Genomic DNA, 25,235 nt, shown 5'->3' with positions numbered 1-25,235 from the left:
AATGTATCGTTTTAGAGCCTTTTAAGATGTAATGTTATAATATTTATTGCTATGTCTTTGAGTTATATTTTTATTATAAATCAATATATTGAATGGTGGTTATGTATGGGGTTAGCTTGATCTAATGTGGAACATAATTAATTTTTAATGTATTTTATTTGTGCATTTAAGGTATTAGATGATTAACATATGCAAAGATAATTTTTGGCAAAAAGTTACTTTTATTTATATAGTTCAAACCATTTTAAGTACCTAATAAAAATATGAATTTCTAATATTATTAATTATTTTGTGATGAATATTAATAAATGGCATGAAATTCGCTTTATTTGCAGTAGTTACAAAAGATTGGGTTTCTGACTTTATTTTTCCATTTGTTCAAATAAAAAGGCTCATAGAAAAGTAAAGAATTAAGCCCAAATAGGCTTATCTGTTGAAAAAGAACTTTTCTTATGCAGATTTAGATGTTACTCAAAAGGATAATATCTTTTAAAAAACTAATTACGTGGGTATGAACTTGAAATTAAAATTTTTTAAGCTCGCCATTTTAAGTCTGGCTATTACATCAGTTCCTTGTGCTTACGCAATTACGCCAGCGCAACTAAACAAAATTTTGCATGTTGCCTATGAAGCCCCAGATGATGGCTTTGATATGGTTAAAACCACCAATTTCTATAGTGCTAATATTGCTGAAGCAATTTTTGAGCCTTTACTTAAATATGACTATCTAGCACGTCCATTACAGTTAGCTCCCTATACAGTAGAGAGCCTGCCTAAAGTGGAACAAGACGGTAAAGTTTATACTTTTAGAATTAAGCCAGGGATCTATTTTACCAATGATCCCGCTTTTAAAGGTAAACGCCGTGAGTTAGTGGCTGAAGACTATGTTTATACAATTAAACGTATTCTAGATCCTAAAAATAGAGCGCCGTCTGTTTCATTCATTGATGGTAAGTTACTAGGTGCTGATGCGGTTGTAGCCCAAGCAAAGAAAACTGGAAAATTTGATTATGCTGCTCCAATTGCAGGAGTTAAAGCGCTTGATCGATATACGCTACAATTTACCTTAACTCGCCAAGACTATAATTTTCCTTATATTCTTGCCTATATTACTTTTGGCGGAGTTGCTAAAGAGGTTGTTGATTATTACGGTGACCGTATTGGTATGCATCCCGTAGGCACAGGCCCATACATGTTAAGTAAATATGTACCAAGAAGTAAGGTCGAGTTGGTTGCCAATCCTGATTATCGTGGTTTCGTCTGGAACTTTAAGTCGACAGGAACACCGTGGGATAACGAGCTTGTTAAGGAAATGTCTGGAAAGAAAATGCCACAAATTGGAAAGGTGGTGGTCAGTATTATTGAAGAACAACAGTCAAGATGGTTAGCGTTTCAGTCGGGTCAACTAGACTTTGACAGACTTACCGCAGATGCTGTTCCTCAAGCTTTAGATGGAAATCAGCTTAAAGCTTCTTTTAAGAAGAGAGGAATTAAACACTTCCCATATAAGGAACCTGAAATTACCTATACGATGATGAACATGCGTGATCCGGTCATTGGTGGTTTTAGCCCAGAAAAGATAGCTCTTCGTAGAGCAATTACTTTGTCGTACAACCAAAAAGAAAGTATAAAACAGGCTTATAAAGGGCAAGCTGTTCGGGCTGAAATGTTTATACCTGAAGGTGTGAATGGCTATAATCCGAAATATAAAAGTAGCGTAGGATATAACCCGCTGCTAGCAAATAAATTACTTGATTATTATGGTTATAAAAAAGGTGCTGATGGTTATAGAACCCAGCCAAACGGGAAACCTTTGATTTTAAAAATCAATACAGAAAATAGCTCGGCCTCAGTTATTCACTCTGAACTCTGGAAAAAGAATCTGGATGCAATTGGCATTCGAGTTGACTTTAAGGTAAGTAATTTTGCAGATAACTTAAAAGCCGCAACTCAATGTAAATATATGATTTGGAGTGGGGCATGGATTGCTGACTATCCTGAAGGAGATAATTTTGCACAGTTGCTTTATGGACCAAATGCTGGGCAGGGGAACCATGCTTGTTATCAATCCAAAACGTATGATGCCCTTTATACTCAGGCCATTCATTTACCACCGCAACAACGCCTGCCATATTATGAAAAACTTAATCGCCAGATTGAAGCTGATAATCCATGGATCGTTCATCTAACCCGTATTCGTAACTGGTTAGTACGGCCACAAGTTCAGGGTTTTAAACCCCATCCTATGATGAATACAAACTGGCAATATCTTGATATTACTCCTATTAAAAAATAATTTTAGATAAAGATCATGATGACTGAAAATTTAATACAAAAGCTCAAGCACTGTAGTATCAGCTTGCTATTCGCTAGTATGGCCTTAACGGGATCTACAAGTATTTTTGCGAAAAGCCCAGCCGATCCGAATAAAGTTTTACGTTATGTATTTCCAACAGCTGAAACAGGTTTCGACCCGGCTTATATCCATGATTTATATTCTGCGCATGTAACCACATCGATATTTGAAACTCTATATACCTATGATTATTTAGCAAGGCCGGCAAAACTTATTCCGCAAATAGCAACCGCTATGCCAGAAGTCAGTGCCGATGGTTTGACCTATACCATTCGTATTAAGAAGGGAATTTATTTTACACCAGACCCTGTTTTTAAAGGCAAACCTAGAGAATTAACAGCCAATGATTATGCGTACTCTTTTAAGCGTTTATTGGACCCGAATCTGCGCTCTCCAAATAGCTGGTTATTAGAAAACAAAATTGAAGGTATGGATGCTTTAGTGAAAGCAGCCAATAAGTCCGGAAAATTTAACTATGATCAAAAGGTTAGTGGTTTACAAACACCTGATAAATACACTTTGGTGATTCGTTTAGTTAAACCAGACTATAACTTTCCTTTATTACTGGCCCATGACCCGACAGGTGCAGTGGCACGTGAAGTCATCGAAAAGTATAAAGACAAAGCTGGTTATGTAATGGGCCATCCTGTAGGTACGGGTCCTTATGTGCTGAGCAAGTGGGTACCAGCATCTCGTATTGTTTTAAAAGCGAATCCTGATTATCGCGGCTTTACTTGGAACTTTACTGCCAGCAGCCCTGAAGATCAGGCAATAGTAAAACGCCTTAAAGGTAAAAAAATGCCTCAAATCGGCACAATTGATATTCAGGTGATGGAAGAAAACCAATCGCGGTGGCTAGCATTTCAGCGTGGTGAGGTTGATATATTTCAGCTTGAAGGTCAATTGGTCGCAAAAGCGATTAAAGACGGCAAACTAAGACCTGAACTTGCTAAAGATGGTGTGCAGTTGTCTCGCATTGTTGACCCCGAAATTAGCTATATTTATTGGAATCTTAAAAATCCAGTTGTTGGGGGAATGAGTAAAGAAAAAATTGCTTTACGCCGTGCGATTGCGATGTCTCGTTCGATAGATCAAGAAATTAAACTAGTAAGAAATGATGATGCACAGCGTCTACATTTTCCAATTCCACCAGGTGTAGTGGGTAATGACCCTCAATACAGAACCAGTACCCCATATTCGGTGAAAGCAGCAAATTTACTATTAGATAGATATCACTATAAAAAAGATGCCTCAGGTTGGCGTACGCAACCAGACGGAAAACCTCTGGTCATTGAATATATGGCGCGTAGTGACAGTATTGGGCAGCAAAGCGCTGAGCTCTGGAAGAAAAATTTTGATAGCTTGAATATCCGTATGGTCTTTAAACCCATGCTCTTTGCAGATCTTATTCGTGCGCAAAAACAATGCGACGGTATGTTCGGGTCTTCTGCATGGATAGCCGATTATCCAGATGGGGATAATTTTATGCAGAATTTTTATGGACCTAATACACATATGACGAACTGGTCTTGTGGTTCTATTCCAGAGTTTGATCAGTTGTATCGCCAAACGCAACAAATGCAAGCAGGTCCTGAGAGAGATGCACTTTATCGAAAAATGACACGGTTGTTAGAAGTTTATATGCCTGTACAAATCGCTTATGCACGCTACCGGAATATGCTGGCTCAACCAAAAATCATTGGATATAAGAAGCATCCAATTTTACATGCAGAGTGGATGTATTTCGATATTGATACAAATACTAAATCTAATCATTAAATGAAAAAAATTGGAGATACGATGAAAAATAACGCACTGAAAATGACAACCTTATGTGTGTTGACCATGGGTATAAGTCAATTTGCAACGGCAGAGACAACACGTCCTACTTTGCCATTACTTAAAGCACAGCAACTTCCAGCATGGTGTGATGCGAATTTAAAAAATATTGAGAAAGAGATTTCAAATTTAGAAAAAACGCCTGTGAAAGATAATGCAGCAGCGGCATTTATATTGGCAAAGTGGGATAAAATTTTTGCGCATTTTGAAGATTTCTCAGGTCCTATAAGTCTATATAGTAACGTAGACCCAGATGCAAAGTTACGTAAAGCAGCAGAAGACTGTGAAATCAAAATTAATCAGTTTCACACTGATATATTTCAGAACCCGAAGCTATATAATTTAATTAAAAATACACAAGCAACAGACCCAATTGACCAAAAATACCGTCAAGATATCTTAGATCAGTTTGAAGACACAGGGGTTCAACTTGAGCCAGTAAAGCGTGCAAGAATGAAGGCTATTCTGGATGAGCTGACTAAACTCGAACAAGAATATGCTCGTAACGTCCGTGATAATCCGGAGAAACTTGAGTTTACTCCTGAAGAGATGAAAGGCTTACCTCAAAGTTATATTTCAGCATTAAAGAAAAATGCTAAAGGCAATTATTTATTAGGTTTTGAGTATCCAGAGTATCGTCCTTTTATGGAGTTGGCAGATAATGATGATGCTCGAAAAAGATATCAAATTGCCTTTACTCGACGGGGTACTGAACAAAATTTAAAACTACTTAAACAGGCAATTGATTTGCGCTATGAGCTTGCACAGTTATTTGGAAAAGCAAGTTATGCAGATTGGGTTTTAAAAGACCGCATGGCAAAAACGCCCGAAGCTGTAAATCAGTTTTTGGCAGAAGTACAAAAAACAGTAGCACCACTAGAGCGTAAAGAAGTAGAAGAACTCCGAGCATTTAAAGCACAAACATTAAAAACGCCGTTAGAAAAAACTGAGATAACACGTTGGAGTGAAGCTTATTGGAGTGAAAAACTTCGTAAGAGCAAATATCAAATTGATCAGGAAAAGCTTCGTGATTATTTTCCAACTTTAGCTGCTCAAAAATGGTTGTTTGCCATTTCATCTGACCTTTATGGTATTGATTTTAAACCTGCCAAAGTTAAAGCATGGCAGGATGAAGTTGAATATTACGATGTAGTTGATAAGAAAACAGGAAAACTCCTTGGTGGCTTATATATGGATAAATTCCCTCGTGAAGGGAAGTATGGCCATGCTGCCGTTTGGGGAGTGTACGGTGGTAGTACATTAACAAACCGCTTACCAGTTTCAGCCCTAGTCACAAACTTTAATCGAAAAGGGCTAAACAGTGACGAGCTTGAAACTTTTGTCCATGAGTTTGGTCATGCTTTACACGGCATTTTGTCAAATACACGTTATGCGAGTCAGTCTGGAACCTCTGTAGAGCGTGATTTCGTAGAGGCACCCTCTCAAATGTATGAGGAGTGGGCTCGCCGTAAAGAAACCTTATCTAAAGTGGCCGATTATTGCGATCCAGCCTGCCCACGTGTTGACGATGAGTTAATTGCCCGTTTAAAAGCTGTACATAACTATGGTCGTGGCTTGCGTTATGCGCGTCAGACCCTTTATGCACAGTACGACATGTCATTGCATACTGCCGATGCATTAAAAGTAAAACCTTTAGAAAATTGGCAAAAAATGGAAGCTGCTACAGCTTTAGGTTATGTACCAACAACCGAATTTCCGGGACAGTTTGGGCATTTGATGGGGGGATATCAAGCCGGTTATTACGGCTATATGTGGTCTGAGGTTTTAGCTTTAGACATGCTTTCTGCTTATGGGGACAACCTTAATAACCCACAAGTAGGGCAACGTTACCGTCAAACGATCTTATCGCAAGGTAGCCAAAAACCAGCAGCTGAATTAGTTAAAGATTTCCTCGGTCGTGATCCTGACAATAAAGCATTCTTTAACGAAATTACCGGACAACGGGTTAAATAAGGAATTATCACTATGCTGGCATATGTTATTCGGCGTTTATGGCAGATGATTCCAACTATGTTGGGGGTAGTCTTACTTATTTTTATTCTTTTTAACTGGGTAGGTGGAGATCCTGCTTATATTTTAGCGGGCAAGATGTCTAATCCTGAGCAGATCGAAAACATTCGTAAGCAGTTAGGTGTCGATCAGCCTTATTACGTTCAGCTCTGGATTTTCATTAAACAAATACTGACTTTTGATTATGGTGCGAGTTGGAGTACTGGCGAACCTGTTTCTCAAATTATTTTAACCCGATTAGGACCCTCACTCACGCTTCTAATTCCACTGACTATTTTACAGACGGTTATTTCAATTATTTTGGCATTGGCTGTTGCTGCGGTGCGTGGATCTCTAACTGACCGCATGGTCATGATGCTATGCACTATCGGCATGTCGATCAGCATCTTAGTTTACATTATCGTTTTTCAATATGTTCTTGCGTATCAGCTAAGTTGGTTTCCTGTGCAAGGCTGGAGCGACACGTTTACTGATAATTTATTTAAGTTTGCTTTACTACCAATTCTAATCATGCTGGTGGTGAGTATTGCCCCGACTTTACGTTTATATCGTAGTTTTGTGCTTGATGAAATTAATCAGGACTATGTTCGAACAGCACGTGCTAAAGGTGTAGGTGAAAGCCGAATTTTAGGTGTACATGTACTGCGTAATGCTTCAATTCCTATTATTACCGACGTGATGTCAACTTTACCTGCATTGCTCATAGGCGCATTTTTAATTGAACGTTTTTTTGGTATTCCCGGGATTGGTCGAGAGGTGATTATTGCAGTTGAGCGAAGTGATTTTCCTGTTATTAAGGCAATTACAGTTTACATCGCCGCAGCAACTATGATTTTTAATCTGATTGCCGATTTGGTCTACAAAGTGGTTGATCCACGTGTACAGTTGAAGTAGGTGGGCTATGCTGAGCGTTTTATCAAAAAGAAAACAACAAACAAAAGCTGAAGCTCATTCATCTGGTTTGTGGAAACTTGCCATGCGACGTCTTCGGGCAGACAAGATCGCGATGTCATCACTAGTGATTGTATTGCTTTATTTTATTATCTTGCTTCTATCAATGACTGGTGTGATTGCATCTGACTGGAATAAAGAGGTTGCAGTCAGTTATGCACCACCGACATTTATAGGAGCTGATAAGACAACAGAAGCTGGACAAAATTCAGCAGCAATTGAGGAGGAATTACCAGAAAACCCAGTTGATCCTTTAAAAGATGTAATTAACAAGCTTAAGGCTGAAATTAAACAAGAAAAGAGTGCTGGAAGTGCAATTGATTATTATGGTGTAGTTGACCCATTAGCCGATGATATGAAAGCTATCGATCAGCAACTGGGCGGACATTTACTTGATCAGCAAGCAGAGCTTAAAAGTACCCTTGTCTTTGGAGCTGATAAATGGGGACAGGACGTTTTAAAGAAAACTATTAAAGGTGCTGAAACTTCAATTATTGTTGGGGTGATATCGGCTTTACTTGCAGTAGGGATTGGTACACTTTTAGGCGCAATTTCTGGATATTTCGGTGGTTGGGTGGATGATATTCTCAACTGGTTTTATAACATTTTTACCTCAATCCCATATTTATTATTAGTTCTCGCTATTGCTGCCGTACTTCAACAAAAAGGCATTTTATCCATTGTTCTGATTTTAGGTTTAACGGGCTGGACGGGTGTTTATCGTTTAATTCGTGCAGAATATATGAAGCATACTGCACGTGAGTACGTTCTGGCTGCTAAAGCAATTGGTGTTGGACATTTCCGTCGTATGTTCATTCATATTTTCCCTAATGTCAGCCATATTGCTTTGGTTCAGATGTCAATTTTGGTGGTGTCTTTTATTAAATCTGAAGTCATTTTGAGTTTCTTAGGCTTCGGTGTACCGGTAGGCGTAGTGTCTTGGGGGAGCATGTTAAATGAGGCACAAAGTGAACTTCTTTTAGGCAAATGGTGGCAGCTTGTAGCAGCCTCTGTCGCAATGGCTGTTTTAGTTACTGCATTCTCTATGTTTACTGATGCTCTTCGTGATGCATTAGATCCAAAACTAAAATAAGAGGAAACCCTAATGTCAAAACAAGAAAATAAGAATGTGCCATTACTTCACATTGAAAATTTACGTGTAAGCTTTAAAGGTGAAGACAAAAAGTATATCGAAACTGTAAAAGGAATCTCCTTTGATATTCCAGCAAATACCACAGTTGCTTTAGTTGGCGAGTCGGGTAGCGGCAAATCGGTTACTTCTTTGGCAACTATGGGATTACTTCCTGTCGGTCAGAGCAAAATTGATGAGCAAAGTAAAATTATATTTGAAGGAAAAGATTTACTGAGCTTATCCCGTAAAGAGATGCGACAAATCTGTGGTAAAGACATAGCCATGATTTTTCAGGAGCCGATGTCATCATTAAATCCTGTTTTTACGGTTGGCAATCAAATTGCAGAAGTTTTGTGTTTACACATGGGGTTGAGCCGTAAACAGGCTCGACAACGTGTTTTAGAGTTGCTTAAAGAAGTAGGTATTCCTTCACCTGAAACTAAAATTGATGCTTATCCAAATCAACTTTCGGGTGGTCAACAGCAACGTGTCATGATTGCTATGGCGATTGCTTGTGAACCTAAACTGCTGATTGCTGATGAGCCTACCACTGCACTTGATGTCACAATTCAAAAGCAAATTATTGATTTGCTCGAGTCATTGCGTAAGCGCCGTCAAATGTCGATGCTTTTTATTACCCACGATTTAGCATTGGTTGGTGAAATTGCAGATAAAGTCATTGTAATGCGTCATGGCGAGATTAGAGAGCAAGGTGCTGCTGATCAGGTCCTTGAACAGCCTAAAGATGTATATACGAGAGCTTTGTTATATTGCCGCCCGCAAATGTCACAACGACCTTATCGTTTGCCTGTGACGAGCGATTTTATGCGTCAAGAAGAAGATGTATTGGTCGAACAAAGTTTTGACGTTTCAGAAATTCCCGAGCGCAAACGTGGTTTAAATGGTGATGAGCAAATCATCTTAGAAGTAAAAGACCTGAAAAAAAGTTTTTATAGCCGTAAAGGCCTATTTGGCAAAGAAGAGTTTCAGGCCGTTAAAGGAGTTTCTTTTAAACTTGCTAAAGGAAAAACCTTGGGTTTAGTCGGTGAGTCAGGTTCAGGTAAAACGACCATTGGGCTATTACTCATGCGCTTACATCAGGCATCTGGTGGGCAGGCTTTTATCGAAGGTAAAGATATTCTTTCATTAACTGAAAAAGAGTTTGCTAAATATCAACGGAAAATCCAGATCATCTTTCAAAATCCTTATGCGTCTCTTAATCCACGCTTTACCATCGGGCAGATATTACTAGAGCCTATGCAAATTCATGGTATTGGTAAAGATGATGCTGAGCGCAAACAAATTGCGCTTAGTTTGCTTGAGCGAGTCAATTTACCTGAACAAGCTTACTACCGATATCCACATGAGTTTTCAGGTGGACAACGTCAACGTATTGCCATTGCACGCTGTTTAACGCTAAAGCCTGAAATTTTAATTTGTGATGAATCTGTTTCTGCGCTCGATGTTTCAGTTCAGGCACAAGTACTTAATTTATTGCAAGACTTACAAGATGAGTTTGGGCTGAGTTATATCTTTATTTCACATGATTTATCGGTCGTGAAATATATCTCTGATCAGGTTATGGTCATGAATCATGGCGAGGTTGTTGAAATAGCTAATTCAGATGAACTCTATGCACATCCTCAACATGATTATACTAAACGACTATTACAGGCGATTCCTCAAGGGATTCAACACGTTTCATAAGCGTAAAGTTATGTCGTTAAGGGCACTTTCGAGTGCCTTTTTATTTGGTTTATGTGGTAAATGCTTATAAAATAAAAAAGAAGTAAATGTAGAGTATTTTATTCTTGTTATGTGCGCTAATTTTAAACCTTCAACGCTTGCCCAATTACAGCAACTTCAGTTGCCTGTGGTCGGCTTTAGCTATGCCGAAGAGGTTTATCCTGCTGGAACAATGCCACTATTATTCAAATCATCACAAGGGCTTGAGTGGCGCGAAGTGATGTTTGGATTGGTTCCAAAATGGGCTGAAGATACAAACATAGCAAAACATACCTACAATGCCCGTCATGAGACTATTTTTCAAAAACCTAGCTTTCAAGAAGCCGCACTTAAATGTAAATTCGGTGTGATTCCAGTGAACGAATTTTATGAAAGTAAGTATATAAATGATAAACCTGAGCGGTGGGGTGTTCGCCGTAAAGATGGGCAGGCTTTTTTCATCGCAGCAATCTATGAAATTTGCAAAATTAATGAGACGGTTATTCGTTCTGCAAGCATGTTAACTATGGACGGCATAGACCATCCCATGATGAAAGACTTTCACGAACCAGGCGATGTTAAACGATCAGTTATTGTGATTCCACATGATCGACTAGAAGAGTGGTTAAGTTTAGAAACACCAGATATTTCCAGCTTCATTGAAGGTTTTCCAGTTGAAGAGTTTGAATGCTCTCATGTCCCAAAAGAAAAAGTTATAAAACCGACACCACAGTTAAGTATGTTTGACTAATCTATCTAAAATTAAGATGAGGTTATTGATGTCAAATTTGAATCAATAACCTATATCACTTATTCAATATTTTTACTTAATGTTTGTACTTCAGAATCTTCAGCTAAATAGCTCAATTCAATCGGTGAAATCACAAAAGTTGTATTATCTGAGGTCTGTTTAAATACAAAGCCATATTCAAAAGATTGGCTATTTTTACTTGGTAACCAGAATAGATAAGGGCAGCCTGTATAACTACCATCCCAACCCATTTCTCTAGCGAGAGCCAAAGCTGTATCAGATTTCGCTATGATTTCTTTGAGAGATTCTTTATCTCGTGTTGAAACATCACCATCATCATCTGCAAATGTTTGTAGAAACTCATTTAAGGGCTTAAGGTCTTCCCAGTTATGTTCTATTGTTGAGAAATGATATCCATATAGCATCATGTGCACTTTCTTCCATCTTGTTATTGTGTCCTTGAACATACCAAGAAATATATGAAAAGGAAATGGATAAATCTGATTTAAGTTGTTTATTTTTCATAACTTATAGATTGTTTTTTGTACGGAATAAAGACTTTTATAAATATTAAAATTATTCATATTACCTCAATAGCATAGGCGGAAAGTAACGATGCTAATGATTAGGATAAATGACTATTTTAGTAAATCAAACTGTTGGCGAATATAGAATTGTTCATAATTCACCTATAATAGAAATGAAACTATGTAGAGCATATTTATGTTTATAACAACTACGCGCCCACAAGATAATTTAATTAATCAACTTCTGCCGATTTTGGAACAGGCGAGTCAGATTTTACTAGAAGAATATCAAAACTATTCAGCGGGTTATGAGTTTACTATTCATGAAAAGCAAGATGATTCACCTGTAACCCAAGCAGATCTAAAGGTAAATAGATTTTTATTAAAGCATCTGGCCGAGATTACTCCAGATTTGCCTGTATTGTCTGAAGAAAGTGATTATAGTGCCCGTCATGACTGGTCTACTTGTTGGATGTTAGATCCGCTTGATGGTACGAAAGAGTTTATACATGAACGTGATGAATTTACGATCAATCTAAGCTTGATCAACGGCAAAGAAACAGTTTTCTCCGTTATTGCTGTGCCATGTGAACAAGTTGTGTACTTAGGATATCTGCAAGATTTACCTTTTAAATATAGCTTTAGCCAACAACAATGGTATCAATATCAGGTTAGTTCAACTTCGCTAGATGCACCTATACAAATAGGACTTAGTCACGGTAGTAAAAATCCAAAATACCAAAAATTTATTCAACCTATTGAAAAAGAACATCGTATTATTCGACGAGAAGCTGGGAGTGCCTATAAGTTTTGTATGATGTTAGAAGGTGAAATTGATATTTACCCACGCTTTCATCCTACTTCTGAATGGGATACCAGTTCTGGTCAAGGTCTGTTAGAAAGTATAGGCGGTGGTTTACTTACTCTTGATGGAAAACCTTTTGAATATAACCAAAGAAGCACGGTTTTAAATAAGGGCTTTATCGCTTTTCGTGATCAGGAAAGCAAAAAAATAGCATTTGAAGCATTAGCCCAATCAGGTGTTATCGATTGAGAGTTATGCCAGACATGTTATAGTGGCAAAGTATTGAAAAAAGATGACAAGATAAAGATGGCACTCGATTTATTGCCTAAAAGTATGTTTGAAGCAATTGATTTATTGCCCGATGCTTCAACTCCTGTAACCTTATTTACGCGCCATTCTTTAAGAGAACTTGTAGATGGGCAGGGCTTGGCTGGTTATGATCTCCAACTTACTCCTCAAGGACGTGAGCTTGCGCAGGCATGGGGTAATTACTTAATCAAAAATACAGATCGTGTTATTCAGCATTGTATTTCAAGTCCAATACAACGCTGTGTCGATACGGCGGCACTCATGATTGAAGGGGCTGACGATGTAAGTCCTCAATCAAATACTCATACGATTGAAATTATTGAGCAAGGGCTACTTGTTGAACCGGGTAGCTTTGTGTTGGATATACAACAAGCTGCTCCTTATTTTAAAAAGCAGGGCGCTTTAGGTTTTATTAATAGTTTTGTAAATAATGCATTACCTGGTATGAAACATCCCATTACTGGTGTTTTAGATGTACTAGAGCTTATTTACCGGACTCATCCAAAAACTAAAGGCGGTCTTAGTTTAGCCGTGAGTCATGACACGATTATTGCAGCAATTGTTGCTGTAATTTCTGGCGAGAATAAAATTAAGAAAGAAGACTGGCCGGAAATGATGGAAGGATTATTTGTCTGGTTTGAAGGTGAAGAGTTTCCAAATTGTAAATTAAAGTGGATTTGGAGAGGAAAGGCCTATGAGCTGAATGTAGCTAAATTTCATAAAGTGCTATAAGCTCAAAAACGATAGATAATAAAAAAAGCCCTATTGGGCTTTTTTTACATGTTCAAATTAGTTAGCTAACGCTTTAACTTGAGCATTTAAACGGCTCTTATGACGAGCAGCTTTATTTTTGTGGATGATGCCTTTATCAGCCATGCGGTCGATTACAGGAACAGCTTTTTTGTAAGCTTCTGTAGCAACAGCATAATCACCACCAGCGATTGCACTTAAAGTACGTTTGATGTAGGTACGAACCATAGAACGCAAGCTTGCGTTGTGTTTACGCGCTGTAACGTTTTGACGCGCACGTTTTTTAGCTTGAGCAGAGTTTGCCACTCTTGCACTCCTTGAAAATAAGTTGGTCTGGGCGGGCTGTGGTCAATTCAGTAAACTGGTGTAACCATCACCAGCCCGTAAACAAGTGCCATATTGTGATGAATCAACACCGTGAAGTCAAGCCTTGCGAGCATTTTAAGCGGTTTTAGGGGCTGCTAAAACGGTAAGAAAAGGTTAAATTTGATACAAACTTAAAGAGGGTTGGATAAAAAATGACTATAAGTACTAAAAAAGCAATTGTGATAGGTGCTACGGGGCTTGTGGGTTTAGCGCTTGTCGAACAGCTTGAGCAAACACCAGAATTTGAAGCGATTACTGTTGTGGTGAGAAAAGAATCACAACTACTTAATACATATAAAAAAGTTACTCAACTCGTTATAGAGGATTTTTTATTGCTCAATGATGAAGATGTGAATGGCCATACCCATGCATTTAGCTGTCTTGGAACGACATTAAAATTGGCAGGCTCAAAACAGGCTTTTTACGCTGTGGATTATGAAATCAATGCTCATTTAGCAGATTTAGTACAAGATAAACATATTCATCTATTGCTAGTGAGTGCCCTTGGAGCAAATGCAAATTCTCCAATTTTCTATAATAAAGTGAAAGGACAGTTAGAAGATTATATTGAGAGTTTAGAACTCGAAAAACTATCAATTTTTAGACCGTCTTTACTGATTGGTAAACGCAGCGATGTACGGTTTATTGAAGACTTAGGACAAAGTCTATTTAAACTTATCGAGAATAAATTTCAAAAGCCATTCAAATATAAGCCAGTAACTGCGGAGCAATTGGCTCATACGATGGTCGTAGCGGCGCTAACGCAAATTGAAGCCTTTAAACGATATGATAATCTGAGCATACAACAAACTCGATAAGGGAGTATTAAAGTGTCAACAGTACCATTTGTAACATGTGATTTATTAGATGATAACCCTGAAAAAGACTTACAGGTTGTAATCCCATCAATGGATGGCAAGTTCTTTCAAAGTTATGGAGCACGTAAAACTTTTGGGGGGCAGGTTGTAACAGTAAAGTGCTTTGAAGATAACTCACGTGTAAAAGAGTTATTGGCAACAGATGGTACAGGTAAAGTATTAGTTGTTGATGGTGGTGCATCTATGCGCTGTGCACTTATGGGTGATTTGATTGCTGAGTCAGCAGTTAAAAACAACTGGAATGGTGTAGTGATTTACGGTTGTGTACGAGATGTTGATGCAATTGCGACCTTAGATTTGGGAGTACATGCATTGGCTGCAATTCCGCAAAAAAGTAATCGTAAGGGCATTGGTGAGGTAGATATTAATTTGTATTTTGGTGGAGTCACAATTCAATCTGGTGATTTTATCTATGCTGATAATAATGGGATTGTGATAGCAAAAGAAAAATTAGTCTAATTCTCTAATATAAAGGAAGGCACGATGGTGATTCATCAAATTAAAGTACTTCAAGCAGTTGTATCTGCAATTGCTGAAGGTGGTAGAGGTGTTTCAGGAACAGCATTTCCGCAACAGCCTGTAAAGGCTTTGAAATTATATGAATTTGAAGGTTCACCATTTTGTCGTCGCGTTCGTGAAGTGATTACACTTTTGAATCTGGACGTTGAAATTTATCCATGTCCTAAAGGTGGAACAAAGTATCGTTCAGTTGTAAAAGAAAAAGGCGGTAAATTACAGTTTCCATTTTTAATTGATGAAAATACTGGCGATCAGCTATATGAATCACAGGATATTATTCATCATTTATTTAAACATTATGGTAAGACCGGGAAAACACCGCAGAAATTTTCGAGTTACCCAAACATGCCTTATGTTGCAGTTGCAGGAACTATATTAAATGGAGCTCGTGGAATATGGATAAATAAAAAAATTGTTAATAGAGCTTCACCTGAACAAAAACTTGAGTTATGGAGTTTTGAAGCAAGTCCGTATTCACGAATTGTAAGAAGTCTACTCTCTGAACTTGAGCTACCATATATTTTGCATAATGTGGCAAAAGAGAGATGGCAAGATATGGGACCTGCTATTCTTCGCTTAAAACCGGGTAAATATATACCTTTAGAAGGTGGAAAAAGGGAAAAGCTATTACCGATTATGCAGGATAAAATGCAGGTGCCGTATTTGGTAGATCCAAATACGGGAGTGAAGATGTTTGAGTCAGCTCAAATCGTAAAGTATTTAAAAAAGCAATATGGACGTTGAGTGAGGTTAATTTGAGTAAGAGTTTAAGGCGTTTTACTTAAACTCTTATTAACATCAGATTTCTTAACAGCTTGTATGAAAAAAATATGAGTATGCTAAATTAATAAGCTTAAATACCTAACAAGGCATATTTTATGGAATGTATGAGAATTCAACCTGTAACGAGTGCTGCTGGTGAAAATGCATTATTTATTGTATTGGGACTAGCTCAAGGTGATTCTGTAATAGAAAAAGTAAAAGATTTTGCTGCTAATTTTTCAGCACTAACCAGAAGTTTAACTAACCGTTATCCAGATAGTAAATTTAATGCTACTTTAGGTTTTAGCTCCAATGCATGGGATATATTATTTCCAGAGCAATCCAAGCCTCAAGAGTTACAACCATTTCAAGAAATTAGAGGTCCGAAATACACGGCTGTCTCAACTCCAGGTGATTTATTTTTTCATATACGTGCTGATCGTCAGACTTTATGTTACGAGCTGGGCAATATAATTAATCAACAGCTTGGTAAGGTAACTTATCCAATTGATGAAGTTCATGGTTTTCGTTATTTTGATGGGCGTGCAATTATTGGCTTTGTGGATGGGACTGAGAATCCTGAACCTGTTATTGCAGCGCAGTGGGCGTTAGTAGGCGATGAAGATCCTGATTTTATCGGGGGAAGTTATGCTTTTATCCAGAAATATACACACGATATGGACAAATGGCGTTCATTAACTGACGAAGAGCAAGAAAAAGTGATTGGCCGTAAAAAGTTCAATGATGTTGAGCTCGGCGATGATGAAAAACCTTTAACTGCTCATAATGTGGTTAGTAAAGCTCATGATGCGGAAGGTAATGAACTTAAAATTATGCGAGCTAATATGCCTTTTTCAAATCCTTCTAGAAATGAATATGGCACATTCTTTATTGGCTACTCGCGTAAATTTAGTACAACCCGACAAATGCTTGAGAACATGTTTCTAGGCAACGAGCATGGTAACCTAGATCGGTTACTTGACTTTAGTACTGCTCAAACAGGTACTTTATTTTTTGTACCGACTGTAGATTTTCTTGATGATTTGGGCGATGAATAGTCGTTAATTTAGAAGACTTAAATGATGGAAGGGACTAGATACTTCCATCATTTAAATTGAAATAAATATGATGTGATGAAATGTTTAAAAAGATAACGCAGCTTTTTCAAGGCTCGAAAGAGACACCTGAACAAATTTACTTGCAAGAGAACCAATTAAAATTTGATTCTGAACGTGGGCCTATCATTAATGATGTATTGATTAATCAGAAATGGTCAGAGCATCTGGAATATTTCTCAAACCGTAAATTACAGAATTTTGATAATCTTCAAAAGTTATTTCAAATTACGCCACAAATTAATGAAAAGATTGATCTAGAAATTGCAACACAGCGTTATGTTGCAAGATTAGAAAATACTCAAGAAAAACTACTTCAACTCAAAGCGATTATACAAATATTGAATCAATATTACGTTTTGTTTTTGCGTGATAAATAATCATAGTTGATTGATTAAAAAATATAAAAAGTAGGGCCAACTAGTAGTTTGATTTTCAAAAAAATAACTCATTTCACTAAAAACATCATGCTACTATTGAGCTCATATCTTCTTAGCTGATAAAAGCCATATACATGTTTCAACAAGAAATCTCTCAATTGAATTTACAACAGCTCAAAGCCGGTGAAAAGCGTTGGGTAGGGTCGTTATTAGGTTCATCTGCTGCATTATTATTCAAAGAAATTGCAATTCAGCATTCATCTTTGCTCGTTATAGTAGCTCGAAATAACCAACATGTTGCTCAGTTAGAAAGTGAACTTGAATTTTATGGCATAAAACCGACAATTTTCCCTGATTGGGAGATTTTGCCGTATGACCGTTTGTCACCTCATCAAGATATTGTTTCAGAACGTCTCGCGATTTTATCCAATATGCCGCAAAAAGGTGTATTGCTCATTTCAGCAAGTACTTTAGCTCAAAGAGTTGCACCCTATTCTTGGGTTTTAGGTGAGCATTTTGATATACGTGTGGGGCAAAAATTTGATTTAGAACAACAGAAGCTACGTTTAGTACAAGCTGGGTATCATTTAGTAGATACAGTTTACGACCATGGTGAGTTTGCTGTACGTGGCAGCATTATGGATATTTTTTCATCTGGTCAGGATGCACCTATCCGTATTGACCTGTTTGATGATGAAATTGATACATTAAAATTCTTTGATCCAGAAACACAAAGAACCACCACAACTTTAAAAAGTTTTACAGTTCTTCCCGCGAAAGAGTTCCCATTAAAAGAAGCTCGTTCCATTTTCAGAGATCGTTATTCTGAACTTTTTCCGACCGCAAATCCTAAGAAAAACCCAATTTACCAAGATGTTCTTGATGGAATCGCATCTCCGGGAATCGAGTTTTATTTACCGTTATTTTTTGATAAAACTCAAATGCAATCTCAAAGTACACTTACAACGTACTTTCCAAAGAATTGCATTGTAATTACAAATAATGATGTGGATACTGATTTAACCAGTTTTTGGAAAGAAGTTTTTCGTCGCTATGAAGATAGGCGCCATAACGCAGACCAGCCAATTCTCCCTCCTGATGAGTTATTTATTGCACCAAATAACTTACTAAGTGCCTTAAATCAGTTCCCACGTATGCTTGTGAGCGCTGAAGCAGTTGAAGAAAAAGTTGGGGCTCTAAATCTTAAGGTTGAGCAACCACCTAAGTTGCCAGTTGATCCGAAAAAAGACAAACCATTTGCGGTAGTTAAAAAATATATTGATGAAGCAAATCATCCTGTTTTATTGGTTGCAGAAAGTGCTGGTCGACGAGAAAGTTTAAGAGATGGTTTGCGTGCCAGTCTGGGAGATATTCCTAGTGTAGATAGTTTTGAGCAATTCCAGAAAAGTCAGTTTGCGATTGCGATTACGAATGCGCCATTAGACCGTGGTTTGCTTTTAACCGATCAATTGTCGGTTATTTCGGAAAATCAGTTATATGAGCATCGCGTAGTTCAACGTCGTCGTAAACGTCAGCAAGAAGTTTCAGAAGAGTTTCTAATTCGTAGTTTGACCGAATTAAGTATAGGCGCTCCTGTTGTTCATATCGATCATGGTGTTGGGCGTTATGCTGGATTAATTACTTTGGCAATTGAAGGCCAAGATTATGAATTCTTGCAACTAGACTATGCTGAAGAGGCAAAAGTTTATGTGCCTGTGACCAACTTGCATCTGATTAGCCGCTATAGTGGCGGGGATCCAGATTTAGCTCCATTACATAAAATTGGAACTGACGCATGGAGTAAGGCTAAACGTAAAGCTTTAGAACAAATTCATGATGTTGCAGCAGAGTTGCTACATATACAAGCACGTCGTCAGTCGAAACCTGGTTTTGGCTTTGAAGTCGATCAGTCGCTTTATATGCAATTTGCGAGTGGATTTGCGTACGAAGAAACACTTGATCAAGCCAATGCTATTGAAGCGACGCTTTATGATATGCAACAAGCTAAACCGATGGATCGACTTGTTTGTGGGGACGTTGGTTTTGGTAAAACAGAAGTTGCGATGCGTGCGGCATTTGTTGCGGTGCAAAATGGTAAGCAAGTCGCTGTATTAGTACCGACGACATTACTTGCTCAACAGCATTATGAATCTTTTAAAGACCGTTTTGCCGATTGGCCTGTTCGTATCGAAGTACTATCACGCTTTGGTTCAAATAAAACCCATACGAAAAATATTGAAGACCTTGCTGAAGGCAAAGTCGATATTGTGGTGGGCACCCATAAACTTTTACAAGAAAATGTACAGTTTAAAGATTTAGGCTTAATGGTGGTCGACGAAGAGCACCGTTTTGGGGTGCGTGATAAAGAGCGTATTAAAGCATTACGTGCAGATGTAGATATGTTAACGCTTACAGCTACACCAATTCCACGTACGCTTAATATGGCTTTTTCGGGAATGCGTGATTTATCTATCATTGCTACACCGCCAGCCCGTCGTTTAGCTGTTAAAACCTTTGTACAAGAACATACCGAAGCATCTATTAAAGAAGCGATCTTGCGTGAGTTACTACGTGGTGGTCAAGTATACTTCTTGCACAATGAAGTTGATACGATTGAGAGAGCAGCTGAAAATATTCGTGTGCTTGTCCCTGAAGCTCGTGTAGCCGTCGCACATGGACAAATGAGGGAAAGAGAACTTGAGCAAGTCATGCAACAGTTCTACCACAAAGAATACAATGTATTGGTATGCTCAACCATTATTGAAACCGGAATTGATGTTCCAAATGCCAACACTATTTTGATAGAAAGGGCTGACAAACTTGGTTTAGCTCAATTACACCAACTACGTGGCCGTGTAGGACGTTCACACCACCAAGCTTATGCCTACTTATTGGTTCCTTCCATAAAGCATTTAAAAGGTGATGCTGAAAAACGTCTAGATGCAATTCAACGTGCTTCAACTCTTGGTGCTGGTTTCATGCTGGCTACAGAAGATTTAGAAATTCGAGGCGCAGGTGAGCTTTTAGGTGAGCAGCAAAGTGGCTCAATGCAGGCAATTGGATATAGCCTATATATGGAAATGCTGGAAAAAGCTACTAAAGCGATTCAGCAAGGTAAAACACCGAATTTTGATGCGCCTTTATCATTAACTGCAGAAATTAATTTACACATTCCTGCACTGATTCCAGATGAGTATCTAGGTGACGTGCATCAGCGTTTATTATTCTATAAGCGTATTAGTAATACAGATACCCAAGAAAAGCTCGACAATATCCGTATGGAGCTTATTGACCGTTTTGGAGTTCCACCGCAATCAGTTAAACACTTATTTAGTGTTCACCAAATTCGACTGAAAGCTGAACAGCTAGGGATTACTAAGATCGATATTAATACGCAAGGTGGCAATATTGAATTCTCGCCTGATACACCTGTTCAGGCCATTAGTATTATTCAACTCATGCAAAAGCATCCAACCTATTATCGTATGGAAGGTGGTCAACGTTTAAAGGTTATGGTTCAGCTTGAAGAACAGGAAAAACGGATCCAATTTATTAATGATTTGTTAGCGAAATTATTGAATGAATTACATGCTTAAATAGTGTTTTAAAGTGATTTTCATTCCATATAAATTCTTTGTATGTTGATAACAGAGTTTTATGCACGATTTCTCGGTCTGTTGGGGTAATAAGTGCATAAAATCATTGTTATTTGTAATCAAACCAGACACTAGCAATACTCACATCAAAACTGATGTGATAGTATTAGCCATTATTGTTTATTGTCATTTATAAAAGATATGTTTAGTTTGCATCCACAACTTGCTCAAGATACTTTTTTTGTAGGCGATTTCCCGCTTTCAACATGTCGTTTAATGAATGATATGCAATTCCCTTGGCTGATTTTAATCCCTCGTGTGCCGGGAATCACAGAATTATATGAGTTGAGCCAAGCTGACCAAGAACAGTTTTTACGTGAATCAAGTTGGTTATCTAGCCAGCTATCTCGTGTATTCCGCGCTGATAAAATGAATGTTGCCGCTTTGGGAAATATGGTGCCTCAATTGCATTTCCATCATGTGGTACGTTATCAGAATGATGTTGCATGGCCTAAACCAGTATGGGGTACACCTGTGGTTCCTTATACAAATGATGTGCTGGCTCATATGCGTCAAACTCTTATGCTTGCGTTACGTGGTCAAGGTGATATGCCATTTGATTGGCGCATGGACTAAATCAATGCAATGCCACATTTATATGAATGTGGCTACATTGAGGTGTGGAGGATAGGGTGCAATTAGAGAGGTTTATCGATAGAGAGCCCAAGCAGTTTGCATATTTTCATCGTTTGATGGGATATTCAATTCTGTCCTTAATTTTAGTGATCTATGCTTTTACCTCACCTAATACAAATTATCAGATCTATGTTCCACCTTTTTTCCTATTCTTGCTTTTTATTAGTTCGAAGTTAGAACATTGGCTTCAGTACCAATTCGATAAAAAAACTCAAAAAAGTGTTTTCTTTGCAATCGATGCAATTGTTGTAGCTGTTACCTTAGCAGGTCTGCATCTCAATTTGGTGCCTACATTTATTGCACTTTTTGCATTATTTTATTCAGCAATTAATAGCCGTATTTCTTTCGCAGTCATTTGTTTGACCAGCTTGTTAGGCGCGATTATTTTTTATTTAAGTACATTCTTTTTATTTGGTTTTTATACATATTTTGAGCCTACTAGCCAAGAGTTGACTGTAATTACACTTCTTGGCTTGGTTATGTTTATTACCATCGGAAACTACTACCAGCATCGTTGGGTAAAAAAAATCAGTCAGCAGCGTCAACATTACTATGACCAAATGACCCGCTATATTGCTTTTGCTAATCAATTAAGCCGTTATGCGCCATTACAGTTATGGCAGTCTATTATGCGCGGTGAGGCTGAAGCAAAGATTGAATATAAGCGTAAAAAAATGACAGTGTTTTTTTCTGATATTCAGGGTTTTACAGAGTTATCAGAAACTTTAATTCCAGATGATTTAGCATTCTTGCTTAATGATTATTTAAGTCATATGACGGAAATCGCTAAACAGTATGAAGCCACAGTCGATAAATTTATGGGAGATGCCATCCTGATATTTTTTGGTGATCCAAATTCACAAGGTGTGGAACAAGATGCCAAAGCATGTGTAGAAATGGCAATCGCTATGCGTCAGCAAATGAAATTGTTGCGCGAGCGCTGGAAAAAGATGGGTTACTCAGCATTGCATATCCGAATGGGTATTAGTACTGGTTATTGCCACGTAGGAAATTATGGGGCAACCCATCGTATGGCTTATACGATTGTGGGTCGTGATGTAAATTTAGCGGCTCGTCTGCAATATGCTGCTGAAATAGATGAAATCTTAATTTCAGACGATACTTATCAATTAATCAAAAGTGATTTCCTCTGTGCTCCAAAAACACCGATTTATCTAAAAGGTATTCAAGGTGCGGTAAAGACATGGCAAGTGATGGAGAAATATACAGGGAATAAGTCAGATCATCAGCAATGGTTTGATTATGAGTATAAAGGCTTTCATTTGGTACTTAACTTAGAAGAAGTACAAAACTATGAATATCCTGAATTAGTAGAAGTGCTTGAGAAAATGATTCAACGAATTAAAGTTCAACAAACTTTAGTGAATACTCAAGGTATAGCGCAGTTAAGACTTGAAGATGAAGTTAAGCCTTTACAAATAGACCAACAAGATTAAGTTTAGAGTTTATAAAATATAAAAAAGCTGCTTTTAAAGCAGCTTTTTTATTAACACGATTAATGATTTTCTGAAGCATGGTTAATTGTATATTTAGGAATCTCAATTTCTAAATCTTCATCCACAACTTTTACTTGGCATGAAAGGCGAGAATCTGGTTCAAGACCCCAAGCTCGATCTAAAAGATCTGCTTCAACATCATCCATTTCTTCTAGGCTATCAAAACCTTTACGAACTACTACGTGACATGTTGTACAAGCGCATGACATGTCACATGCATGTTCGATTTTAATTCCTCGATCCAGCAAACTTTGACAAAGATTTGCATTCTGTTCAACTTCAAATTCTGCACCTTCAGGACAAAATTGAGCGTGAGGAAGTACTTTAATGCGGGGCATATTGATCACCTATACCTTTAGTTTGAATTTGACCAATCTTCAAGTTTTGTACCTTTTAAGGCGTGGTCAATATGTCGATTCATACGTAGTGCAGCAAAAGCATCACTATGTACTTTAAGTTGTTCTACAGATTTTTCAATCGCTTGAATATCATTGCCATCAAGTTGTACTTTAAGCATATTTTCAGCGGTTTTAAGTGCTTCGAGCTGCTCAGCATTGAGTAAATCAGCATCAACTTTCAAAGCTTGTTCTAATGCTTCAAGCTCACGTTGAGCTTCAACTTTGGTTTCTTTTAAATGACGCAGATTTTTGTCTTCTTCTGCGTGTTGGAAACCTTCAATTAATAAGCGTTCAGTGTCAGACTCTGATAAACCATAAGATGGTTTAATATCAATTTGAGCTTGTACACCTGAAGTTGTTTCACGAGCTGAAACGGTAAGCAAGCCGTCTGCATCTACCTGAAAGGTAACTTCAATACGTGCTTGACCAGCAGTCATTGGGGGAATGCCATGAAGAACGAATCTTCCTAACGATCGACAGTGTTCGACTAAATCTCTTTCACCTTGAACTACATGAATCAGCATGGCAGTTTGGCCATCTTGATAAGTAGTAAACTCTTGGCGGCGAGCAACCGGAATAGCTGTATTACGAGAAATAAGACGCTCTACTAATCCACCCATGGTTTCTAAGCCAAGGGAAAGAGGAGTAACATCTAAAAGTAGCGAACCGTCTTGGCTGTTTCCAATTAATTGATTTGCTGTAATAGAAGCACCAATTGCAACTACTTCATCAGGATTAATCGTGCAAAGTGGTTCTTGGTTAAACACATTACGAACTGCTTGCTGAACAGCATACGAACGGGTAGAGCCACCAACTAAAACAACATTTTGAATATCTGATAATTCAAGTTTTGCATCACGTAAAACACGTTTGCAAACACTGATTGTTTTGTCTAAAGCAACTTGAATAATGCTCTCAAAGGTTGAGCGATCAAGTGTTAGTACATTTTCAACTAGTTTTAATTGAACTGATTCTTGTGTAGAAAGTTGTTCTTTCGCTTGGCGAGCAGCAACAATAAATACTGCATAGCTCTCATCACTTAGCGTATCAATATTTAATTGTTTTTTAGCCCATTTAACAATGAGACGATCTAAATCATCACCACCTAAAGCAGTATGACCACCTGTAGCTAATACTTCAAAGACACCTTGTGAAAAACGTAGGATTGATACGTCGAAAGTACCACCACCTAGATCATAAATCACATAGTTATGATCTGTAGCTAAATTTGTTTCTTGATCTAAACCATAAGCCACAGCAGCAGCAGTTGGCTCATTTAATAGGCGTAATACATTCAAACCAGCCAGCTGTGCAGCATCGCGTGTTGCTTGACGTTGTGCTTCATCAAAATAGGCTGGAACAGTAATTACCGCTCCATTTACTGGGTTTTGTAAGCTTGATTCAGCACGTTCTTTTAGTTGTTTTAAAATTTCAGCTGAAATTTCAACAGGTGTTTTGCGGCCAGAGCGTGTCTCGAAAGCTGGCATCTCATTTTCAGAACCCACTAATTCATACGGGTGTTGAAATTTGATATCTGCTTTTGAGCGTCCCATAAAACGCTTTACAGAAACAATTGTATTTTTTGGATCAGCAATAATGAAAGGTTTCGCTTCTTCACCATAATGAGTGACATCATTTCCATAATGCACAATAGAAGGAAGAAGTCTTCTTTCTTTTTCGTCGTTAAGGACTTTTGGTTTGCCTGATAACACTGTCGCAACTAAAGAATGTGTTGTTCCTAGGTCGATACCAATCGCAATGCGGTGTTCATGTGGGGCACTGGATTGACCCGGTTCAGCAATTTGCAAAAGTGCCATGAGTTAAATCCTTTG

Annotated in this window: 22 protein-coding genes; 17 read left to right on the top strand and 5 right to left on the bottom strand. The window is 37.9% G+C overall.

Features of this window, described 5'->3' with window-relative positions:
- Positions 1-252 precede the first annotated feature (252 nt).
- On the bottom strand, positions 253-366 hold the full coding sequence (locus RFW85_RS06270; RefSeq protein ID WP_170248605.1) for a hypothetical protein: 114 nt from the start codon (positions 364-366) through the stop codon (positions 253-255).
- A gap of 139 nt (positions 367-505) precedes the next feature.
- On the opposite strand from RFW85_RS06270, the gene RFW85_RS06265 reads away from it, so the two are divergent.
- The 7 genes from RFW85_RS06265 (at position 506) to RFW85_RS06235 (ending at position 10,785) form a co-directional block, all read left to right on the top strand.
- Positions 506-2,296, top strand: coding sequence for an ABC transporter substrate-binding protein (locus RFW85_RS06265; RefSeq protein WP_170248494.1), 1,791 nt, complete (start codon positions 506-508; stop codon positions 2,294-2,296).
- Between the two features lie 15 nt (positions 2,297-2,311).
- Positions 2,312-4,135 (top strand): ABC transporter substrate-binding protein, encoded by a 1,824-nt coding sequence (locus RFW85_RS06260; RefSeq protein WP_170248495.1) that lies wholly within the window; start codon positions 2,312-2,314, stop codon positions 4,133-4,135.
- Positions 4,136-6,169 (top strand): M3 family metallopeptidase, encoded by a 2,034-nt coding sequence (locus RFW85_RS06255; RefSeq protein WP_309171249.1) that lies wholly within the window; start codon positions 4,136-4,138, stop codon positions 6,167-6,169.
- A gap of 12 nt (positions 6,170-6,181) precedes the next feature.
- A complete protein-coding gene (locus RFW85_RS06250; RefSeq protein ID WP_000881922.1) occupies positions 6,182-7,120 on the top strand; it encodes an ABC transporter permease in 939 nt (312 codons plus the stop codon).
- 7 nt (positions 7,121-7,127) lie between these two features.
- Positions 7,128-8,270, top strand: coding sequence for an ABC transporter permease (locus RFW85_RS06245; RefSeq protein ID WP_086264575.1), 1,143 nt, complete (start codon positions 7,128-7,130; stop codon positions 8,268-8,270).
- Between the two features lie 12 nt (positions 8,271-8,282).
- Positions 8,283-10,016, top strand: coding sequence for an ABC transporter ATP-binding protein (locus tag RFW85_RS06240; RefSeq protein WP_170248497.1), 1,734 nt, complete (start codon positions 8,283-8,285; stop codon positions 10,014-10,016).
- A gap of 109 nt (positions 10,017-10,125) precedes the next feature.
- Positions 10,126-10,785, top strand: a complete 660-nt coding sequence (locus tag RFW85_RS06235) for an SOS response-associated peptidase family protein (protein WP_170248498.1) — start codon at positions 10,126-10,128, stop codon at positions 10,783-10,785.
- A 59-nt stretch (positions 10,786-10,844) separates the two neighbouring features.
- Here RFW85_RS06235 and RFW85_RS06230 read toward each other — a convergent pair whose 3' ends face one another.
- Positions 10,845-11,213 (bottom strand): hypothetical protein, encoded by a 369-nt coding sequence (locus RFW85_RS06230; protein WP_005069482.1) that lies wholly within the window; start codon positions 11,211-11,213, stop codon positions 10,845-10,847.
- 295 nt (positions 11,214-11,508) lie between these two features.
- On the opposite strand from RFW85_RS06230, the gene RFW85_RS06225 reads away from it, so the two are divergent.
- Both RFW85_RS06225 and RFW85_RS06220 read left to right on the top strand, forming a co-directional pair.
- Positions 11,509-12,366, top strand: a complete 858-nt coding sequence (locus tag RFW85_RS06225) for a 3'(2'),5'-bisphosphate nucleotidase CysQ (RefSeq protein WP_170248499.1) — start codon at positions 11,509-11,511, stop codon at positions 12,364-12,366.
- Positions 12,367-12,423: 57 nt separating this feature from the next.
- Positions 12,424-13,158, top strand: coding sequence for a histidine phosphatase family protein (locus RFW85_RS06220; RefSeq protein WP_002117975.1), 735 nt, complete (start codon positions 12,424-12,426; stop codon positions 13,156-13,158).
- 57 nt (positions 13,159-13,215) lie between these two features.
- Here RFW85_RS06220 and rpsT read toward each other — a convergent pair whose 3' ends face one another.
- On the bottom strand, positions 13,216-13,482 hold the full coding sequence (gene rpsT / locus RFW85_RS06215; protein ID WP_002117906.1) for a 30S ribosomal protein S20: 267 nt from the start codon (positions 13,480-13,482) through the stop codon (positions 13,216-13,218).
- 212 nt (positions 13,483-13,694) lie between these two features.
- Here rpsT and RFW85_RS06210 point away from each other — a divergent pair, with 212 nt between their 5' ends.
- From RFW85_RS06210 to RFW85_RS06175, 8 genes are all read left to right on the top strand, one after another.
- Positions 13,695-14,360 (top strand): NAD(P)H-binding protein, encoded by a 666-nt coding sequence (locus RFW85_RS06210; RefSeq protein ID WP_032034910.1) that lies wholly within the window; start codon positions 13,695-13,697, stop codon positions 14,358-14,360.
- A gap of 12 nt (positions 14,361-14,372) precedes the next feature.
- The gene (gene rraA / locus RFW85_RS06205; RefSeq protein WP_060465720.1) at positions 14,373-14,879 is read left to right on the top strand and encodes a ribonuclease E activity regulator RraA; all 507 of its coding nucleotides are present in this window, start codon (positions 14,373-14,375) and stop codon (positions 14,877-14,879) included.
- A 24-nt stretch (positions 14,880-14,903) separates the two neighbouring features.
- Positions 14,904-15,683, top strand: a complete 780-nt coding sequence (locus RFW85_RS06200; RefSeq protein WP_170248500.1) for a glutathione S-transferase N-terminal domain-containing protein — start codon at positions 14,904-14,906, stop codon at positions 15,681-15,683.
- A 143-nt stretch (positions 15,684-15,826) separates the two neighbouring features.
- The gene (locus RFW85_RS06195) at positions 15,827-16,759 is read left to right on the top strand and encodes a Dyp-type peroxidase (protein WP_309171253.1); all 933 of its coding nucleotides are present in this window, start codon (positions 15,827-15,829) and stop codon (positions 16,757-16,759) included.
- Positions 16,760-16,839: 80 nt separating this feature from the next.
- Positions 16,840-17,196, top strand: a complete 357-nt coding sequence (locus RFW85_RS06190; protein ID WP_086264580.1) for a hypothetical protein — start codon at positions 16,840-16,842, stop codon at positions 17,194-17,196.
- 134 nt (positions 17,197-17,330) lie between these two features.
- A complete protein-coding gene (gene mfd, locus RFW85_RS06185; RefSeq protein WP_170248501.1) occupies positions 17,331-20,792 on the top strand; it encodes a transcription-repair coupling factor in 3,462 nt (1,153 codons plus the stop codon).
- A 201-nt stretch (positions 20,793-20,993) separates the two neighbouring features.
- Positions 20,994-21,428, top strand: coding sequence for an HIT domain-containing protein (locus RFW85_RS06180; RefSeq protein ID WP_170248502.1), 435 nt, complete (start codon positions 20,994-20,996; stop codon positions 21,426-21,428).
- A gap of 56 nt (positions 21,429-21,484) precedes the next feature.
- Entirely contained in the window at positions 21,485-22,945 is a 1,461-nt protein-coding gene (locus tag RFW85_RS06175; RefSeq protein WP_170248503.1) for an adenylate/guanylate cyclase domain-containing protein, read from the top strand.
- 59 nt (positions 22,946-23,004) lie between these two features.
- On the opposite strand, the gene fdx is transcribed toward RFW85_RS06175, so the two are convergent.
- Complete coding sequence (fdx, locus tag RFW85_RS06170; protein ID WP_002117947.1) at positions 23,005-23,343, bottom strand: ISC system 2Fe-2S type ferredoxin; 339 nt, start codon at positions 23,341-23,343, stop codon at positions 23,005-23,007.
- A 17-nt stretch (positions 23,344-23,360) separates the two neighbouring features.
- A complete protein-coding gene (hscA, locus tag RFW85_RS06165) occupies positions 23,361-25,220 on the bottom strand; it encodes a Fe-S protein assembly chaperone HscA (protein ID WP_170248504.1) in 1,860 nt (619 codons plus the stop codon).
- Positions 25,221-25,235 lie beyond the last annotated feature (15 nt).

This window comes from Acinetobacter sp. 12966 (assembly GCF_031196995.1).
Lineage (GTDB): Bacteria > Pseudomonadota > Gammaproteobacteria > Pseudomonadales > Moraxellaceae > Acinetobacter > Acinetobacter geminorum.
Note: the sequence above shows the minus strand (reverse complement) of the source record. Positions and strands in the feature narration are given on the sequence as shown.

Bases quoted from the DNA above. Each gene is read 5' to 3' on its own strand.
- RFW85_RS06260 (WP_170248495.1), top strand. From the start codon at position 2,312: ATGATGACTGAAAATTTAATACAAAAGCTCAAGCACTGTAGTATCAGC.
- RFW85_RS06255 (WP_309171249.1), top strand. From the start codon at position 4,136: ATGAAAAAAATTGGAGATACGATGAAAAATAACGCACTGAAAATGACA.
- RFW85_RS06250 (WP_000881922.1), top strand. From the start codon at position 6,182: ATGCTGGCATATGTTATTCGGCGTTTATGGCAGATGATTCCAACTATG.
- RFW85_RS06245 (WP_086264575.1), top strand. From the start codon at position 7,128: ATGCTGAGCGTTTTATCAAAAAGAAAACAACAAACAAAAGCTGAAGCT.
- RFW85_RS06240 (WP_170248497.1), top strand. From the start codon at position 8,283: ATGTCAAAACAAGAAAATAAGAATGTGCCATTACTTCACATTGAAAAT.
- RFW85_RS06235 (WP_170248498.1), top strand. From the start codon at position 10,126: ATGTGCGCTAATTTTAAACCTTCAACGCTTGCCCAATTACAGCAACTT.
- RFW85_RS06230 (WP_005069482.1), bottom strand. From the start codon at position 11,213: ATGATGCTATATGGATATCATTTCTCAACAATAGAACATAACTGGGAA.
- RFW85_RS06225 (WP_170248499.1), top strand. From the start codon at position 11,509: ATGTTTATAACAACTACGCGCCCACAAGATAATTTAATTAATCAACTT.
- RFW85_RS06220 (WP_002117975.1), top strand. From the start codon at position 12,424: ATGGCACTCGATTTATTGCCTAAAAGTATGTTTGAAGCAATTGATTTA.
- RFW85_RS06210 (WP_032034910.1), top strand. From the start codon at position 13,695: ATGACTATAAGTACTAAAAAAGCAATTGTGATAGGTGCTACGGGGCTT.
- RFW85_RS06200 (WP_170248500.1), top strand. From the start codon at position 14,904: ATGGTGATTCATCAAATTAAAGTACTTCAAGCAGTTGTATCTGCAATT.
- RFW85_RS06195 (WP_309171253.1), top strand. From the start codon at position 15,827: ATGAGAATTCAACCTGTAACGAGTGCTGCTGGTGAAAATGCATTATTT.
- RFW85_RS06190 (WP_086264580.1), top strand. From the start codon at position 16,840: ATGTTTAAAAAGATAACGCAGCTTTTTCAAGGCTCGAAAGAGACACCT.
- mfd (WP_170248501.1), top strand. From the start codon at position 17,331: ATGTTTCAACAAGAAATCTCTCAATTGAATTTACAACAGCTCAAAGCC.
- RFW85_RS06180 (WP_170248502.1), top strand. From the start codon at position 20,994: ATGTTTAGTTTGCATCCACAACTTGCTCAAGATACTTTTTTTGTAGGC.
- fdx (WP_002117947.1), bottom strand. From the start codon at position 23,343: ATGCCCCGCATTAAAGTACTTCCTCACGCTCAATTTTGTCCTGAAGGT.
- hscA (WP_170248504.1), bottom strand. From the start codon at position 25,220: ATGGCACTTTTGCAAATTGCTGAACCGGGTCAATCCAGTGCCCCACAT.